This window comes from Kocuria sp. CPCC 205231, from assembly GCF_040980965.1.
GTDB classification, from domain to species: Bacteria; Actinomycetota; Actinomycetes; order Actinomycetales; family Micrococcaceae; genus Kocuria; species Kocuria rosea.
In genome coordinates this window covers 1-15,949 of record NZ_JAVKPP010000002.1, presented here as the reverse complement: position 1 = coordinate 15,949, position 15,949 = coordinate 1, and the positions used below count along the sequence as shown (strand labels likewise).

Here is a 15,949-nt window from a genome sequence, read left to right as displayed (position 1 = left end):
ACCCCCGGCAGAACTGCTCACCCATGCTCATCTGTGAAGGGCCAGATCACCGAGCGGCTCGCCGCGCACCCGCCGTCCCTGTTCGTGGTGGACGAGGCGCACTGCATCTCCTCGTGGGGCCACGACTTCCGCCCCGACTACCTGGTGCTCCAGGAGGCCGTCGAGCGGATGGGGCGCCCGGCCGTCGTGGCTCTGACCGCCACCGCGTCCCCGCACACCCGGGCAGAGATCGTCGACCGGCTGGGTCTGCGCGACCCCCTGGTCCTGGTGCACAGCTTCGACCGGCCCAACATCGAGCTGCGGGTGGTGCGCCACCACCAGGCCTCCGACAAGCGCCGGGCGGTGCTCGACGAGGTCTCCGGGCTCGCCGGCCCGGGGCTGGTCTACGTCGCCACCCGCCGGGAGACGGAGGACTACGCCGCCGAGCTGGTCCGGCGCGGTGTGCGCGCCGAGGCCTACCACGCGGGACGCCGGAGGTCCGAGCGGGACGAGGTGCACGCCCGGTTCCACGACGACGAGCTGGACGTGGTGGTGGCCACCACCGCCTTCGGGATGGGCATCGACAAGCCGGACGTGCGCTTCGTGGTGCACGCGGACGTCCCCGACTCCCTGGACAGCTACTACCAGGAGATCGGCCGGGCCGGCCGGGACGGGAGACCCGCCCTCGCCGTGCTGCACTACCGCTCCGAGGACCTGGGGCTCCAGCAGTACTTCGCCGGGGCCGCCCCCGAGCCGGCGGACCTCGAGCAGGTCCTCCGCGCGGTCCGCCGGCACGGGCCGGTCCGGGCCCGCGAGCTGCGCGAGCACACCGGCCTCGGCCCCCGCGCCCAGGCCCGTGTCCTGCACCTGCTCGAGCACAGCGGCGGCGTGCTGGCCCGGCCCGAGGGCTACCGGGCCGTGGACGGGGTCGCGCCGGAGGACGCCGTCGCCGCCGCGCTCGAGGAGGCCGAGGCCCAGCACCGGATCGACCGCTCGCGGATCGACATGATGCGGGGCTACGCCGAGACGGACGGGTGCCGGCGGGACTGGCTGCTCCACTACTTCGGCGAGGAGACCGACGGCTGGTGCGGCAACTGCGACACCTGCGCGGAGACCGGCTCCGCCGCCGAGGCCGCGGAGCGGTCCGCCGCCACCCCGCACGGCTGGGAGATCCAGAGCCCCGTCACCCACCGCGAGTGGGGCCACGGGATCGTGATGGGCGCGGAGCCGGACCGGATCACCGTCCTGTTCGACACGGTCGGGTACAAGGAGCTCTCCCTGCGCCTGATCGAGGAGCACGACGGGCTGCTGGTGCGCGGCTCCGGGGAACGGCCGGATGAGGGACCGTGAGCCCCGACGGGCGGCCGCCGGTCAGCGGACGACGTCGTAGACGGACTTGAGGACGCCGTTGGCGTAGGCCTCGTGCTCCACCAGTTCCAGGGTGCGGAACGTGTCGGTGCTGTCGTCGAAGAGACGGCGGCCCGCGCCGAGCAGCACGGGGAACACCAGCAGGTGGTACCGGTCCACGAGATCCGCGGCGGCGAGGCCCTTGGCCAGGGTGGCGCTGCCGTGCACGAGGATCGTGCCGTCGACCGTGGCCTTCAGCCGCGCGACCTCGTCGAGGGAGCGCAGCACGGAGGTGTTGTGCCAGCGCGGGTCCTCCAGGGTGGAGGAGACCACGTACTTGGGCATGGCGTTGTACTCGGCGAACTCCTCCATCGACGGCCAGACGGGGGCGAACTCGTCGTAGCTGACCCGGCCCATCAGCATCGCCGCCGCCTCCTTCTGCTCCCGGTCCTTGAGCTCGTAGGCCGCCTCGTCATAGGTCACGTGCCGGAAGCTCCAGCCCGCGTGCGGGTGCGGGCCGCCGCCGGGGGAGTCGACGACGCCGTCGAGGGTGATGAACTCGGTGACGATCAGCGTGCCCATGGGGATCTCCTGTCGGTGCGGTCGGCGTCCGTCGCTGCGGTTCCCACTCTCGCGCTCCCGCGCGGCCGGGGGAAGGGGGCGGCGCGGGATGACGCGTCCGGCCGGGACGCGGGCCGGGCCGCCTCTTGCGCGACCGCCACCCCGGTGGGATCGTCGGCAGGGACAGCGGACGAGCGAGGGCCCGGGAGGCACCCGTGGCGGCGGAGCGGACGACGGAGCAGGTGCGGACCACGTGCTGCGTGGTGGGCGGCGGCCCGGCCGGGCTGATGGCCGGGGTGCTGCTCGCGCGGCAGGGCGTGGACGTGGTGGTCCTGGAGAAGCACGGGGACTTCCTGCGCGACTTCCGCGGCGACACCCTGCACCCCTCCACCCTCGAGCTGATGGCCGAGCTCGGCTGGCTCGAGGACGTCCTGGCGCTGCCGCACACCCGCGTGGAGCGCGCCACCGTCTCCCTCGGCGGCGAGACGGTGGTGGTCGGCCGGTTCGACCGCCTGCCCGTGCGCTGCCCGTTCATCGCGTTCCTGCCGCAGTGGGACTTCCTGGACCTGCTCGCCGAGAAGGGCGAGGCGATGCCCGGCTTCCGGCTGCTGCGCTCCACGGCCGCCGACGGCCTACTCGTCGAGGACGGCCGGTGCACCGGTGTCACGGCGCACGACGACGACGGGGCGCCGGTGCGGATCCGGGCCGATCTGGTGCTGGCCGCTGACGGCCGCGACTCCGTGCTGCGGGCCGCGGCCGGCCTGGCCCCGGTGGCCTCACCGTCCCGGATGGACGTGCTGTGGTTCCGCGTGCCCCGCAGCGAGGGACAGGAGCAGCCGCTGTTCAACGCCGGGGACGGCGCGGTGGTCGCCCTGCCGCGCACCGGCTACTGGCAGGCCGCCATGATCGTGCGGGCGGGCGAGCACGACGCGCTGCGCGCCCGGGGGCTCGAGGCCTTCCGGGACCGGGTGCGCGCGCTCGCCCCCGGCCTGGGGGAGGGGCTCGCCACGATCGAGGACTGGGAGCAGGTGAAGCTGCTGCGCGTGCGCGTGGACCGGCTGCGCCGCTGGTGGCGGCCCGGGGTGCTGTTCCTCGGCGACGCCGCCCACGCGATGTCCCCGGCCGGGGGCGTGGGCATCAACCTCGCGATCCAGGACGCGGTGGCCGCCGCGAACATCCTGGGACCGCGGCTGCTGCGCGGCGGGGTGCGGGCGCGGGACCTCGCCCGGGTGCAGCGGCGGAGGGCGTGGCCGGCGCGCGCCACCCAGCTGTTCCAGCTCCTGCTGGCCCGCCGGCTGGTCCCTTCCCGGCCCGGGCAGGCGCCGCGGCCTCCGCTGCCGCTGGGGGTGGTGCGGGCCCTGCCGTTCCTGCCCCACGTGACCGGACGGGCCATCGGCATCGGCCTCCGGCCCGAGCACGTCCACCTCAATTGAATCAGGGGGCCTGCGGCGGCTCGCCGACCCGCAGGATGCCCCACATGCCCTGGGCGACGGCCCAGCGGAAGGCCCCGCTGCGATAGGCGTGGTCCCCCTTGTCCCAAGGACGCTTGTTTCCTGTCTCATCCGGTAGTAGCACCAAGTCTTGGGCGAAGCCGGCCGAGATGGCACCCATACCGCCCGTGTGGGGACCTTTCTGCACCCACGGCGCGGCGTTCCACACGAAGCCGTGCAGCGTGAACGTGTGGTTGCGCGGCTTGTCACCGGCGCACACCAAGTGGAGCCAGACGGGAAGCTGCTCGTCGGCTCGGATGACGGGCGTCGGATGACCACTCCACGCCAGCGGATCCTTCGTCGGGGTGAGGGGGGAGCGGTAGCTGATCGCCTTCTGTCCTACGTCCACGGGGGGATCACTGGGGGAGACGTCTGGCACCGGCTGGTCGATGTCACCGCGCAGGAAGTGTCGCAGCCCGTCCTGGAGGAAGAGCACGTGCTCCTCGGCCACGGCAGCATTCTTGTCGTGGAGACGGACGTGCGGACCCACCCATTTTTCCTGGCCTTCGGCGTCCGGGTCCATGGGGGTGACGCTCTGCGGCTCGACGACGACGGCTCCGATCAGCCCGTGGTGGCGGTGGTTGCGGATGTCGCCCATGTCGAACAGGTAGCAGGCCTGGCCCGGACGGGGGGTGACGCCCCCGGCGGGGGCCAGCTTGTCATCGACGTACCACCAGTACTCACGCCAGTTAGGGTCCCGGTGACCGATTGCGTGGTCGGTGCGGTGGGTGACCGCCGCCGCTGGATCGTGGGCGCCGTGCACGACGTTCGCGGTGTCGTCCATGTCCAGGGCGGCCACCGTGCTGTCGTGGTTGCGTCCCACCCATGATCCGTCGTGGCGCACCACGTCGTACTGGAGGAGGCTGGGGTGGAGCGCCACCCGTGGGCTGACGGTGCGCCGGTCCGGGTAGCCGAGGTGGTCGCGGTGCTCGACCGGCAGACGCGGTGGGCTCACCTCCGGTCCGAACGGGGGCAGCTCCCGGTCACGAGTGACGAGGCCCCTCTGTCCCCCGTCGTCGGGGAGCAGGACCTCGTTGACCAGGATGACGCGCAACCATTCACCAGGATGGGCTCGGAGCACCAGCGGTTCGTCGCTGAGCTTCGGCCGCCCGTGCTCGTCCGTCGCCATGACGGCGCGGAGGTGGCCCGTGCTCCCGTCGCCGTCGGGCACCACGTCCTCGGCATTCCGGTAGATCAGGCCCCACGGATCCGTGAGCGCCGGTCCGGCGTACAGGTGCTCGTGGCGCTGCGCGGCAATGACGTACTGACGGATGTTAAGTTCCCCGCACTGGTCGGTCGTCAGCAGACGTGGCAGACCGGTGTCCTCGTCGAGCGTCCCTATGCCGAGGGTGCGCTGGGGGATGTCCTCGTGTGCTGTCCTCCGTCGTTCCTTGGCCACTTTGCAGGCCTTCCGCAAAGGTTTTGCCCAAGTCTCCACGTCCTCCTCGGGACGCGCGAGATCGAGGCACTCGAGCGGCAGAGGCGGCAGGGCCTCGAAATTCGCCTCGCCGGTCTCGAGGGAGCGGATCAGCCCCCAGCAGCCGAGCCACAGGTCGTCCATGACCGTGAACTGCCACAGGAAGTCGCCCAGACCGTAAGGGCTGGCGTCGTCCGGGTTGATGTCCACGGTGAAGGCTTCTGAGATGCCGATGGTCTGTTGATTCACCAGAGGGGACGTACGGTTGTACCAGTCCTTGCGCCATCTCATGCCGTTGAGCATGAAACTGTGCTGCTCCTCGTGGGAGCCCTGGAAGAGGCGGATCCGCAGCCGTTCTCCCGGGTAGGTGTAGAGCACGGGGGTGTCCGGGTCCCCGGCCTCCTTGAGCGGCACGGGAATACGAGGCGAGGTACCGGTGACGTCCAGCGGTGCACGAGGGTTCCCGGCGTTCTTCAACTGGGAGCGGCGGGAGCTGAACCACTCCGACGGGTCCTTGCCGCGCTGTTCCATCGGCGTGCAGCGGTAGTTCACGCCCATGACCCCGGGGTCGTCGTCACCGCCCAACAGATGGGGTTCGTTGAGCGGCTCGCCGTTGCGTCGCTGCAGGGGGACGAAGTCGCCAAGAGCCAGGCATGCCTCCCTGTAGGGGGTCAGCCGCACCGCAGGAGAGTCCCCCTTCACTTTCGCTTTGTTGTGACGAGCGGACGGAACCACGACCGCTTGGGAACCCGTCCAGGCGACGGTCTTCTGATCGGGGAGGTACCAGCGTGAGCCCTGGGGCTCCGCGACAAGGGCCGCGAACAGCCCCCGCTTCTGCCGGAAGTTGGCCAGTAGGTGGTCGTGGAAGAAGCACGGGCCGAACTCCTCGTCCACCACCCAGCGGTGCAGCGAGACGTTGCGATCCGGTTTGCCCGGGATGTTGGGCCCCACCGCCTCGGGGGAGCTGGCGCCCGACAGGTAGTTCCATCCGCTGGCCGAGCCGTCGGCCGCGAGGACGTCGAACTTCACCAGGTGCACGTGGAGCCCGCACTCGACCGGGTGGCCGGGGAAGTCGAAGTGGTCGATCCCGGAGGTACCCAGCAGGTTGTGCAGCCGGAGCTCGACGACGTCGCCGTGATTGGCACGGAGGAAGAGCGGCTCGACCTCGTCCTTCGCCGAGGACACGGGCAGCGGGAGGCTCGGTGGAGAGGCCGCATCGGGAGGGGGCGCACCGGCGTCCCGGACCGAGGCGCCCGTGAGCCGGTAATAGTGACCCATGGGATCGTGCCAACCCGAGGAGTTGTAGGTCATGGGTCGGGACGTGACCTCGATGTCGTATCTGATGATCCGCTGCTCGGGCAGCTGGGGGGCCTGTCTGTTCCAGCCCTCGGCCTGCCCATCGAGGTCGACGAAGAGCGCACCGGGCTGTGAGCCGTCGGCGCAGGCCGGGTCGAACGCGTTCCGTTCCATGTCACGAGACCGGCCCAGGCGCAGCAGCTGCCGCCGTCCGTCGACCAGGAAGTTCGGGGCGTCCGCTTCCGACGGGGCGGGCGGCGGTGGTGACTTGCGCGGGTAACGGTAGTCGATGAACCAGGGGAATCCCGGTCGATCCTCCGCCGGTTGCCGCCCCGGCAAGGGCTGGAGCTCGAAGCACGGCGTGCCGTCGGGATAAGGGTCATGATTCTTGCCGATCAGCCGGTCGAAGCTGCGCCACAGTCCCCACATGCCGTGGTGGAAGTGCGGGTACAGGTGGCAGTGCCAGATGATGTCGCCCACGGCGTGCTGACGGCTGCCGGAGCCGTACAGGGGGTCGATGGTCATGCCGGTCTGCGGGCCGATGGAAATCGAGTCCAGCAGCTGGGAGCCGTGGTGTTCACCCGGTTGCCACGCCGACGGCTTCGCGACGTCCTGGGCCACGGCGCGCCACTGGTGCACGTGCAGGTGAAAGACGTGCGTCTCCTTGACGCCGGCGTGGACCAGCCGCACCCGGCAGGGATCTCCCTTGTACGCGCGCAGGATCGGCGTGACGGGCTCTCCGAACAGCCAGGAGCTGTGGTGCTGCTCTTCTCCGGAGACCCGTTCGAGGAATCCCTTCTTCCGGGCGTCGGCGTACAGGGGCAGGTCGTCGTGGTCTTCGAAGAACGGATCCGTGGTGTCCTTGGCGACCCAGAACTCTTCGCCGAGCAGGTGGTCGAGGGTGATCTCCACGGCGGAGTGATCGATGCCCCTGTCGCGGAGGTCAAGGTTCTTCGCTTGTTTCGTGCGCTTCTTCTGCTCGGCCTCCCGCCACCGCTTCCGCAACCGGTAGGGCAGGCGGTTGTGCATCGGCTCAGCGCGGTAGGACAGGGGCATGGCGGAATGCGGCAGCGGATGCGGAATGGCGCTGTGGGTCTCGGGTTCGTCGTGGAAGAAGACGGCGAACTCGCGGAAGCTGCAGTTCTTCTGGTCCCGGGTATGGAAGTCGACGAATTCCACGGGGTGTTGTTCAGCGGCTTGCGCGTCATTCAGCCCGTGCTCATCAATGGGGACCACGTCGACGTACAGCCCGTCCGGGTGACAGGTGTTGTCGAGCCGGCACCCCGTCTCGGGGTCGTACCATTGCGCGCCCTCGGGCTCCACGACGAGGGCAGCGAACAGCCCGTGGTTGTTGGTGCCGCGGTCCGTGCCCCGGACGTCGCCCAGGTCGTTGATCGGCCAGACGCCCTCGCGTGTGGCCTCCCAGGTGTAGTCCCATCGCTGCTGATAGCCCACCACGCTGGCCCGGTTCTTGCCCACGTGGGCTCCGTCCGAGTGCAGGCCCCATGAACCGGGACCAGCCGCATTCGCTTGACCGCCCAGCCGGTCGAGCTGGACGTGCATGCCCACCTTCCGGCTGCGGATCTCGTTCTCGAAGTGCACCTGCACCGTCTGGCCCAGCGTGGCCCGCAGCACAAGGGGCCGGACAAGAGGGATGGGCCGGAGGGGGTTGAACCGGTGGTACCGCGTGGGCTTCGAAATCTGGCCCTGACCGGCTCCTGCTTCCTCGACCGGGAGGTGGTCGTTGCACAGCAGCCGCTCTATCTCCTCGCGGGTGAACTCGACCAGAGGATCGTGGCAGTTCCTGGGCAGCTCCGTGTCCTCGGCGGACCCTTCGGCGGCTCCTGCCTCCTTGCGACGTTCCTGAAGTGCTGTGTCGCGGCGTTCCTGGAGTACTCCGTGATCGGGGGCGTAACGTCTCAACTCATCTTTCAGACGAGCGTCGACTGCGAGGAGCGCCTTTTCCACGGCTCGCTGTGCGTCTTCGAGCTGGGCGAGCCACTTCGTCCGCCACCCGTCGAGGACCTGCGGATCGATGGAGAGGTGGGTGACGCTTCCACGGGTCAGCTCGCGCAGAGCCGTCACGAGCTCGTCCACCGTGGCCCGGTAGTTCTGACGTACGGCGCGTTGCTCCGGGGTCGGCGTCGGCCGGTGGGCGTCCCGGATCTCCCGGTCGAGGACCTCGGACTCGCCGCCGAGCTCCTGGAGGAGATAGTGGTTCCCCACGGGGCCCTGTTCGAGGATCTCCCGCATGCGCTTGTAGCGGGGAATGCCGTCGGCCACTACCTCCATGAGCTGGCACTTGCGGTGCATCTTCGGGAGATACTCGTCGTTGTCCTCCCACTGTCGCTTGGCCCAGTCCAGGAGCGGCTTGTACACCCGGAGGGTGTAGAGCATCCCGTTGGGGTCGTGGTCCCCCTCCAAGGAGTAGACGATGGGGAAGGACAGGGCGACGACGTCGTACTCACGGTCGGGATTGATGCCGCGCTCAACAGGGGCCTTGACAAGTGCCTCGACGCGGTCCTCCGCGGTGGCGGGATTGTTCATGGTGGTCTCCAGGGGTGCATCGCTTGTGGGCGGGGAATCTACGGGATCAGACAATGAGTGATGAGGTGCTCAAGATCATCACCGTTCCCAGCAGGATTAGGAGAAGTCCGGCGGGGCGGACCAGACGCCGGCCCCACGGGACGAGCCGTTCGGCGGCCATGACCACGGTCAGGGCCACCATGACGGGAAGGGCAGCCGTGCCGACCGCGAAGCAGACGAGCATCAGGGCCCAGCAGCACCCGATGCAGGACAGCGCGTAGGCGCCGCTCAGCGCGACCGTCTCCGCGCCCGGAGAGTGCCGACCCTGCCAGTGGGCCAGTACGAAACTGCGCGGGCTACGACATCCGCGCAGGCACAGGTCCTTCAAGGGGGTGAACTGGTAGACGCCGGCCGCGATCAGCACGGCCCCGCTCGCCCAGCGGAGATCGCTGCCCGACCACGCGGTGGCGACCAGTGCCCGGAGGCCCAGGTCGCCCAGGACGACCACGGCTCCGACCACGGCCCACGCCCCGACGAACGTCATGGCGCTCAGCGTCGTCAGCCGCCAGGGGTCGGGCCGGCGGGACACCAGCCGCCGCACCGTCTGTAACAGGGGCAGCGCCGGGGGCAGCATCATGGCGACCACCATGACCGTCCAGGCGCCGACCGCCAGTCCGGCGTCGACCAGAAAGGCAGGAGGAGCGACATCGGTGACGGCGGAGCCTCCGTGGTGGGGGTGGCTCTCGGTCGCCGCAGGCAGCTCCGTCTCGGCGTGACCGGTGGTCGAGTGGCCACCATCCCCGTGTGTGAGAAGGAGGACGGCCCAAGCGGTCGCGGCCAGGGCCAAGATGGCCAGTACGACGAGGTTCTGGTCGACAGGCCGCGGGGGGCTGGGCTGCTGGACGGATGCGGAGGATGCGGTGGTCATGTCGCCAGTTACTGGTCCGCCGGACCGGCGTTCGCAGACACAGGGTCCGCATGTTCGTATTTGAACGTTCCGCGCATCCCCGACCGTCCGGTGACCTCCAGGCTGCCACCGGGCAGGGCGCCCACGTTGATGGCCAGTAGGTCACCCTTTTGCGCGGTTACGGGGTTTTCGGCCTGCAGTTCGTGGGAGAGGGCCGTGTTGGACAGGTTGAGAGGCTGTTGATTCTCGACGTCCTTCGTGTCGAACCGTGCCGGATGCCCCGTCGCCTCGATAAGAGGACTCTTCTGCACCGCCTCGGCAGCATCGCCATCATTCTTCCTTCGGCGTGTGACGCTGGCGGTCCAGCGCTCAGTCGCTTCATCAAGGTCGAAGAGGATGTCCGCCTCTTCCGCGCCGACGATCGTCCCGCTCACCTCCGCCAGCTCGGCCAGCGGCCCGAACTGGTCCTTGCTGCCGGGGTCAGCGGTGAAGGCCTTCCGCAGGATCTCGAAGGCAGCGTCCCCGTTAACCGTCTCATCCACGCGCTTCGAGACGTCGATGTACAACATCGACGTGGTCGGCGCGGTGCTGCCTCGGCGCTTGCCCGAGTGCGTTGACACGCTGACGACCCTGCACCCGGTGACGTTGTGCTCGGTGTGGTCGTCCGTGATCGTGGATTTCTTGTCGCGTTCGAAGTCCCACAGGATGAATCCGGTGCAGTGGCCTCCCACGGGGTCGTCGTCAACCCAGCAGGGGCAGATGACGGTGCAGTCGCAGGCTTCGAGGAACTGGCCTGCCAGTGTGTAGTCCATGATGGTTCCTTGCTGATCCGGTGCGGTGTACGGGAGGGGGATCGACCGGCTCAGCCGACGACCCTGATGCTGCGGGTGCTGAGGCCTCCCGCAGTGGATTCAACGGTGATGACTGGAGGAGGTGCGTCGACGTCGGTCAGCACTCCGACCGGTCCGGACAGGCCACCGCGGCCGATCACGGTGAGCGCCGGCGGGGTCTGCTGGTCGCTCGACGTGGCCACCACGGTGAGTGACCGCGCCGCGGCGTCGTAGTCGGCCTGAGTGATCTCCACGGCGTCGGTGACCGCGGCGGTAGTGGGCAGCGGCGAGGAGTCGGTCAGGTTCGTGACCGTCACCTCCGTGGGCACGGTGGAGCCGCTGTCAAGGCGGGCGACATAGTTGCGTGTGGCCCCGCCCTGCATGGGTGTGTCGGGAAGGCCGGCGCCAGCGACGAGAAGTTGCTGGCCCGTGATCGAGCGGGCGAACACGTCCGTCGTCACGGTGCCGTCACCGGCGCGGGTGTAGACGGCGCGGGGGACGTCGGCCCCGTTCACCGTGGCGATCCGGCCCTGCAGCACGAAGAGGTCCGTGTAGATCTTGTCGAGATTGCCCGGATCGCCGGGGTCGGGCTGATTTCCGGCGGCGCCGACCCCGGGTCCCTCGACGAGCGCGAAGTTCGTCCCGAAGGGGCTGCCCGTGACGGTGTGCTCCGTGGTCCCGTCGCCGACGTAGCCGGGGGGCAGGTCTGGGTCGGGTGTCCAGCGCAGGAAGGGAGCGATGGAGGAGCCCAGTGCACCTGTGAAGTCCAATGGGGTCACGCCGATGTCCTCGGTGACGGTCACCCGGCCTCTGTCATCGGTCGTTCCTTCAACCGTCCCGTAGGGGTGGGTGAGCTTGTACGCCGTCTCCGGCAGACCGTCCCGTACCCGGAAGCGGATGCGGCCGAAGACGATCTGCTGACCATCCATCACCTCTCCGGTGCCGCCGAACGTGGCCTCCAGGGCGAGGATCACCCGGATCCGTGCCGTGCGGTTTCCGGCCCCTGCCGTGAACTCCGTCTCGGCAGACATGTAGAAGGCCTCGCCGGGAAACGGGTTGCCCCGCAGTGTTCCGCTCTCCTGGTCGAGCACGACGGGTGCGTTGTCGTCGCCTTCTCTCCAGACGAGTTCCAGCCGCAGCCCCGTGGAGTCCTCGTACCAGAACGGAAAACCGGTCTGCGGGTCGATGGGGCCGACCTCTGCCAGCCGTTGCGTGTTCTTCGTGACCATGGCTTGCCCCTTGCCGAGATGACGTCCCCTGTGCGCCGATGAGAATAAATGTAGGAGCGGAAATCTGTATGACCATGAATGAAGCAATCACAAATGGAGAAACACTGTGAAGTAGTAACGCTGGAATAACGGCCCCTTTTTGTCCCTCGCTATGCTGATCCATTTTCCTTGCGCTTTCCCATCCATGGGAGGTGGCGTCCGTGACAGGCGGCAGGAGGTGTCCCTGGGCGCGGACGCACGCCGTATCGGCGGGTCTGCTTGCTCGTCAGCGGGGATAGATTTGTCGTGTGACGTCTTCTTCGCCTCCCGGCCTTTCCGGCAGCTCCGGGACGGATGTGTCGCCCACTGCCAAGCGCGCCCGCGTGGACGAGCCCCACGTGGCCCCGCTCAACGCACGGGTCCGGGTCTGGCGCGGCGGCGGTCGGTTCGTGCCCTGGGTCGATCCCGACGGCGGCGGCACCGGCGCTCGCGTGCTCGTGCTCATGGAGGCGCCCGGGCCGGCCACCGTGGCGGCCGGGGACCTGAGCTTCAGCTCCGAGCACAACCCCGACCCCACCGCCCGGATCTTCAGGGCGCTGCGGGAGGAGTCCGGGCTGGTCCGCGGCGACTACCTGCGCTGGAACGTGATGCCCTGGGCGCTGCTGGGCGCGGACGGGCGGCACCGCCCACCCCGGGTGGATGACCTCGCCGAGGCGGAACCGGCCCTGCGGGAGCTGGTCGGGGCGCTGCCGGAGCTGCGCGTCGTCGTGACCTTCGGAGCCCCGGCACTCACGGGAATGATGCGCCTGCTCACCGTCGAGCAGCCCCCGCGGCTGCTGCCCGTGCTGGGCGTGCCGCACCCGTCGCTGCGCAACGGGCACCGCCGGGCCGAGACCCGGCAGCGGATCCTCGTCGCGCTGCGCACGGCAGCCGCCGCGACGCGGGCCTGAACCGGGGAGTTCAGGGGCGCGGGCTGAGCCGGTTCACCGCGGTCAGGAGGTGCTCCAGGATGGTGTGCCGCTGTGCGCTGTCGTCGGGCAGCAGGCCGATCGACGCGTTGTGGTAGAGCCCGTCGCCCATCTGCTGGACCGCGGTCGCCACCACCGGGTCGCCCACGTCCGCGAGGATCAGCTCGTACCACGCCACCTCGAGCCGCTTCAGGGCGGCCCGAGCGTTCTCGTCCCCGGCCTGGACGAGCCGGGAGGCCACGATCAGGGCACGGTCCAGCCGGCTGTCCTCGAACAGGGACGTGACCAGGAAGTAGCGCGCGGCCCCGTCCGGCGCCGCCGCCATGGCCTCGAGGTCCAGCTGCATGAGCTCCTCGAGGCGCTGCAGCGTCGCGTCCACGAGGGCCTGGCGGTGCGGGAAGTGGTAGAGCAGACCCCCCTTGGACACTCCGGCGGCGGCGGCGACGGCGTCGAGGGTCGCGGCGCGCTCGCCGTCGTCGAGGACGATCTGCTCGAAGGCGGCCAGGAGCTTGTCCCGGGCCACGGGTGGGCGGGGCATGTGAGGAAGACCTCCCTGGGTCGGACGTGGTGCCCATTGTGTCAGCTCGCCCATAACTGTACCGTCTAGACGGTACAGTTACTGAGGCTGTCCGCTCCCGATCCGTTCCCCGGAGGTGAACCATGACCACTCTGCTGACGCCCCGCCCCACGGCCGGTGCGCGCGAATGGGCCGCGCTCGCGGTCCTGATGATGCCCGTCCTGCTCGTGTCGGTCGACAACACGGCCCTGAGCTTCGCGCTGCCCACCATCTCGCAGGCGCTGCACCCCACCGGCGCGCAGCTGCTGTGGATCGTGGACGTCTACCCCCTCGTGCTCGCCGGCCTGCTCATCCCCATGGGCTCCATGGGGGACCGGATCGGCCGCCGGCGGCTGCTGCTGATCGGCGGCACGGGCTTCGCCGCCGTCTCCGCGGCGTCGGCCTTCGCGCCCACGGCCGAGCTGCTCGTGGCCGGGCGGGCCGCCATGGGGCTCTTCGGCGCGATGCTGATGCCCGCGACCCTGTCCCTGCTGCGCAACATCTTCCTGGACCCGGGGCAGCGCCGGATCGCGATCGCGGTCTGGGCCGGCGGCTTCAGCGGCGGCGCCGCACTGGGCCCCATCGTCGGGGGCTTCCTGCTCAACCACTTCTGGTGGGGCTCGGTGTTCCTGATGTCCGTGCCGGTGCTGCTGCCCCTGCTGGTGCTCGGCCCCCTGCTGGTGCCGGAGTCGCGGGACCCCCGGCCCGGGCCCGTGGACGTGCCGTCCGTGCTGCTCGCCATGCTCGCCATGACCCCCGTGGTCTACGGCATCAAGGCGGCGACGGCCTCCGGGGAGCTCTTCCAGGGTCTGCTCAGCGCGGCCTTCGGCGTGCTGGCCGGTGTGCTGTTCGTCCGGCGCCAGGCGGTCCTGGCGCACCCGATGCTGGACCTCGGCCTGTTCCGGCACCCGGGCTTCCGCGGCGGCGTCACCGTCAACGTGCTCGGCAACGTGGGGCTCTACGGGTTCCTGTTCATGCTGACCCAGTACCTGCAGCTCGTGGTCGGTCTGGATCCGATGACCGCGGGGCTCACCATGGTCCCGGGCCTGGTCCTCACGGTCCTCGCCGGCTTCGTGGCCGTGCGCGCCGTGCAGTGGCTGAGCCCCCGGACCGTGATCACGGCGGGGATCCTCCTGTCCTCGACCGGCTTCCTCGTGGTCACCCTCGCGGACCTCTCCGCGACCGCCGGCGCTGTGGTGGTCCTCGTGGCCTTCTGCCTGGTGGGCACCGGCATCGGGCTCGCCGAGACGCTGTCCAACGACCTCGTCCTCACGGCGGCCCCGCCGCACAAGGCCGGCGCGGCCTCGGCGATCTCGGAGACCGGCTACGAGGTCGGTGCGGTGCTGGGCACGGCCGTGCTCGGCGGACTGATGACCGCCTTCTACCAGCGCCACCTCGACCTGCCCACGGCCCTGGACGCCGGCTCCTCGGCCGCGGCGCACGAGACCCTCGGCGGAGCCGTCGAGGTCGCGGAGGGCGCCGGGGCGCTCGGTCCGGCGGTGCAGGAGGCGGCGGTCGCCGCGTTCACGGCGGGCATGCACTGGACGGCGCTGGTCATGACGGCCGTGGTGGTCCTGGCGGCGTTCACGGTCGCCCGCATGCTGCGGCCGGCCGTGCGCTGACCCGCCCGCCCCCGGGCCGTCACTTCATCGGGACCCGGCGCCACGGCCCCTGGGGGACGTAGGCTCGGCGGCAGGGGCCGGCCCGGCCCCGGCGAGGAAGGAATGGTCGCGATGACGCCGCAGGAACTGTTCGAGGACGCCGCCCGCCGCCCGTCCGAGGTGGCGGAGCACGTGCTCGAGGGCATCTCTGCGGAGGTGCTGCACACCATGCCGGGCGGGACCGCGAACTCCGTGGCCTGGCTGGTGTGGCACGCGTCCCGCCAGCAGGACGCACAGGTGGCCCAGCTCGCCGGCACGGAGGAGGTGTGGACCGCCGAGGGATGGAGCGGGCGGTTCGGCCTCGACGTCCCCGACTCCTCCATGGGCTTCGGAGACGGGCCGGAGGACGTCGCGCGGATCCGGGTGGCGTCCCCCGACCTGCTGCGCGGCTACCTCGACGCGGTGGTCGAGCGCACCGTGACGTACGTGCACGGACTCACGGAGGCTCAGCTGGACGACGTGGTGGACCGGTCGTGGACCCCGCCCGTCACCCGGGGCGCCCGCCTGGTGAGCACGGTCGACGACGCCGCGCAGCACCTCGGCCAGGCCGCCTACGCCCGCGGTCTGCTCGAGGACGGGTGGTCGGGGCCCTACTGACCGTCCGACCCGAGGCGTTTGCGTTTGCATCAAGTCGTCGCATGACAAGGCGCTGATGTGGGGACGGGAGTTTCCTCGGTGGTCAGACTCCGTTCGCTTAAGCTGATCACGCTGGGTCCCAGCACCTCGAACTCCTGCACGATCTTCACGTCGCTCGTCGCGACATCCTGGGGGAAACACCGTCATGCCCCGCGACTCCTCTCGCCGTCCCGCCCGCCCCGGTCTGCGCCAGCGCGCGTCCTCGCCGGTGACCGCGCTCACCGCGTTCTCGGCGCTGGTGGCCGTCAGCGTGGCGGTCAGCTCCGGCATCAGCCCGGACACCGGGCAGGGCCGGGGCTCGGCCTTCGGCGCCCCGGCGGCCTCCGCGGAGCGGACGGAGCAGAGGGACAGCGGATGGAGCCTGCTCGCGGCCGGGCAGGAGCGGCCCGCTCCGCCGGCCGGGCCGCTGCGGGACGACCGCACGACCTCGCCCGTGCGGGACGGCGGAGCGGGCAAGGGCTCCTGGCGGGCCGGGACGGGCCGCGGTGACGGGGGGCGCGAGTCGGCCTCGACCGTGCGCCCGGGCCGGCAGGCGCCGAAGCTGTACCAGGGCGAGCTGCCCGTCAA

General features: G+C 70.3%; 12 protein-coding genes. 6 read left to right on the top strand and 6 right to left on the bottom strand.

Annotation, left to right across the window (positions count from 1 at the left end; translation table 11 throughout):
• Window positions 1–33 precede the first annotated feature (33 nt).
• Window positions 34–1,329 carry a RecQ family ATP-dependent DNA helicase gene (locus tag RF640_RS01755; protein WP_368826349.1) on the top strand — a complete coding sequence of 432 codons (1,296 nt, stop codon included), beginning with the start codon at window positions 34–36 and terminating at the stop codon, window positions 1,327–1,329.
• A gap of 21 nt (window positions 1,330–1,350) precedes the next feature.
• Here RF640_RS01755 and RF640_RS01750 read toward each other — a convergent pair whose 3' ends face one another.
• A complete protein-coding gene (locus tag RF640_RS01750) occupies window positions 1,351–1,908 on the bottom strand; it encodes a dihydrofolate reductase family protein (protein WP_017834740.1) in 558 nt (185 codons plus the stop codon).
• A gap of 194 nt (window positions 1,909–2,102) precedes the next feature.
• On the opposite strand from RF640_RS01750, the gene RF640_RS01745 reads away from it, so the two are divergent.
• Window positions 2,103–3,320: an FAD-dependent oxidoreductase gene (locus RF640_RS01745; RefSeq protein ID WP_368826347.1), complete on the top strand. Its 1,218-nt coding sequence runs from the start codon at window positions 2,103–2,105 to the stop codon at window positions 3,318–3,320.
• 1 nt (window position 3,321) lies between these two features.
• On the opposite strand, the gene RF640_RS01740 is transcribed toward RF640_RS01745, so the two are convergent.
• Genes RF640_RS01740 through RF640_RS01725 form a run of 4 tightly spaced genes read right to left on the bottom strand, consistent with a single transcriptional unit; the run spans window position 3,322 to window position 11,669 of the window.
• Window positions 3,322–8,637 carry a multicopper oxidase domain-containing protein gene (locus tag RF640_RS01740; protein ID WP_368826345.1) on the bottom strand — a complete coding sequence of 1,772 codons (5,316 nt, stop codon included), beginning with the start codon at window positions 8,635–8,637 and terminating at the stop codon, window positions 3,322–3,324.
• A gap of 46 nt (window positions 8,638–8,683) precedes the next feature.
• Window positions 8,684–9,544: a DUF2182 domain-containing protein gene (locus RF640_RS01735; RefSeq protein ID WP_368826343.1), complete on the bottom strand. Its 861-nt coding sequence runs from the start codon at window positions 9,542–9,544 to the stop codon at window positions 8,684–8,686.
• 8 nt (window positions 9,545–9,552) lie between these two features.
• Complete coding sequence (locus tag RF640_RS01730) at window positions 9,553–10,335, bottom strand: DUF1326 domain-containing protein (RefSeq protein WP_368826341.1); 783 nt, start codon at window positions 10,333–10,335, stop codon at window positions 9,553–9,555.
• A gap of 50 nt (window positions 10,336–10,385) precedes the next feature.
• Window positions 10,386–11,669 (bottom strand): hypothetical protein, encoded by a 1,284-nt coding sequence (locus tag RF640_RS01725; protein WP_368826339.1) that lies wholly within the window; start codon window positions 11,667–11,669, stop codon window positions 10,386–10,388.
• 275 nt (window positions 11,670–11,944) lie between these two features.
• Between RF640_RS01725 and RF640_RS01720 the strand changes: the two genes are divergently transcribed.
• On the top strand, window positions 11,945–12,511 hold the full coding sequence (locus tag RF640_RS01720) for a uracil-DNA glycosylase (RefSeq protein ID WP_368826337.1): 567 nt from the start codon (window positions 11,945–11,947) through the stop codon (window positions 12,509–12,511).
• Window positions 12,512–12,521: 10 nt separating this feature from the next.
• On the opposite strand, the gene RF640_RS01715 is transcribed toward RF640_RS01720, so the two are convergent.
• A complete protein-coding gene (locus RF640_RS01715; protein ID WP_368826335.1) occupies window positions 12,522–13,067 on the bottom strand; it encodes a TetR family transcriptional regulator in 546 nt (181 codons plus the stop codon).
• A 122-nt stretch (window positions 13,068–13,189) separates the two neighbouring features.
• On the opposite strand from RF640_RS01715, the gene RF640_RS01710 reads away from it, so the two are divergent.
• The 3 genes from RF640_RS01710 to RF640_RS01700 form a co-directional block, all read left to right on the top strand.
• A complete protein-coding gene (locus RF640_RS01710; protein WP_368826333.1) occupies window positions 13,190–14,707 on the top strand; it encodes an MFS transporter in 1,518 nt (505 codons plus the stop codon).
• 111 nt (window positions 14,708–14,818) lie between these two features.
• On the top strand, window positions 14,819–15,343 hold the full coding sequence (locus RF640_RS01705; RefSeq protein ID WP_272026684.1) for a DinB family protein: 525 nt from the start codon (window positions 14,819–14,821) through the stop codon (window positions 15,341–15,343).
• Window positions 15,344–15,527: 184 nt separating this feature from the next.
• Window positions 15,528–15,949: hypothetical protein (locus RF640_RS01700; RefSeq protein WP_368826331.1), on the top strand; the 422-nt coding region annotated here is incomplete at its 3' end.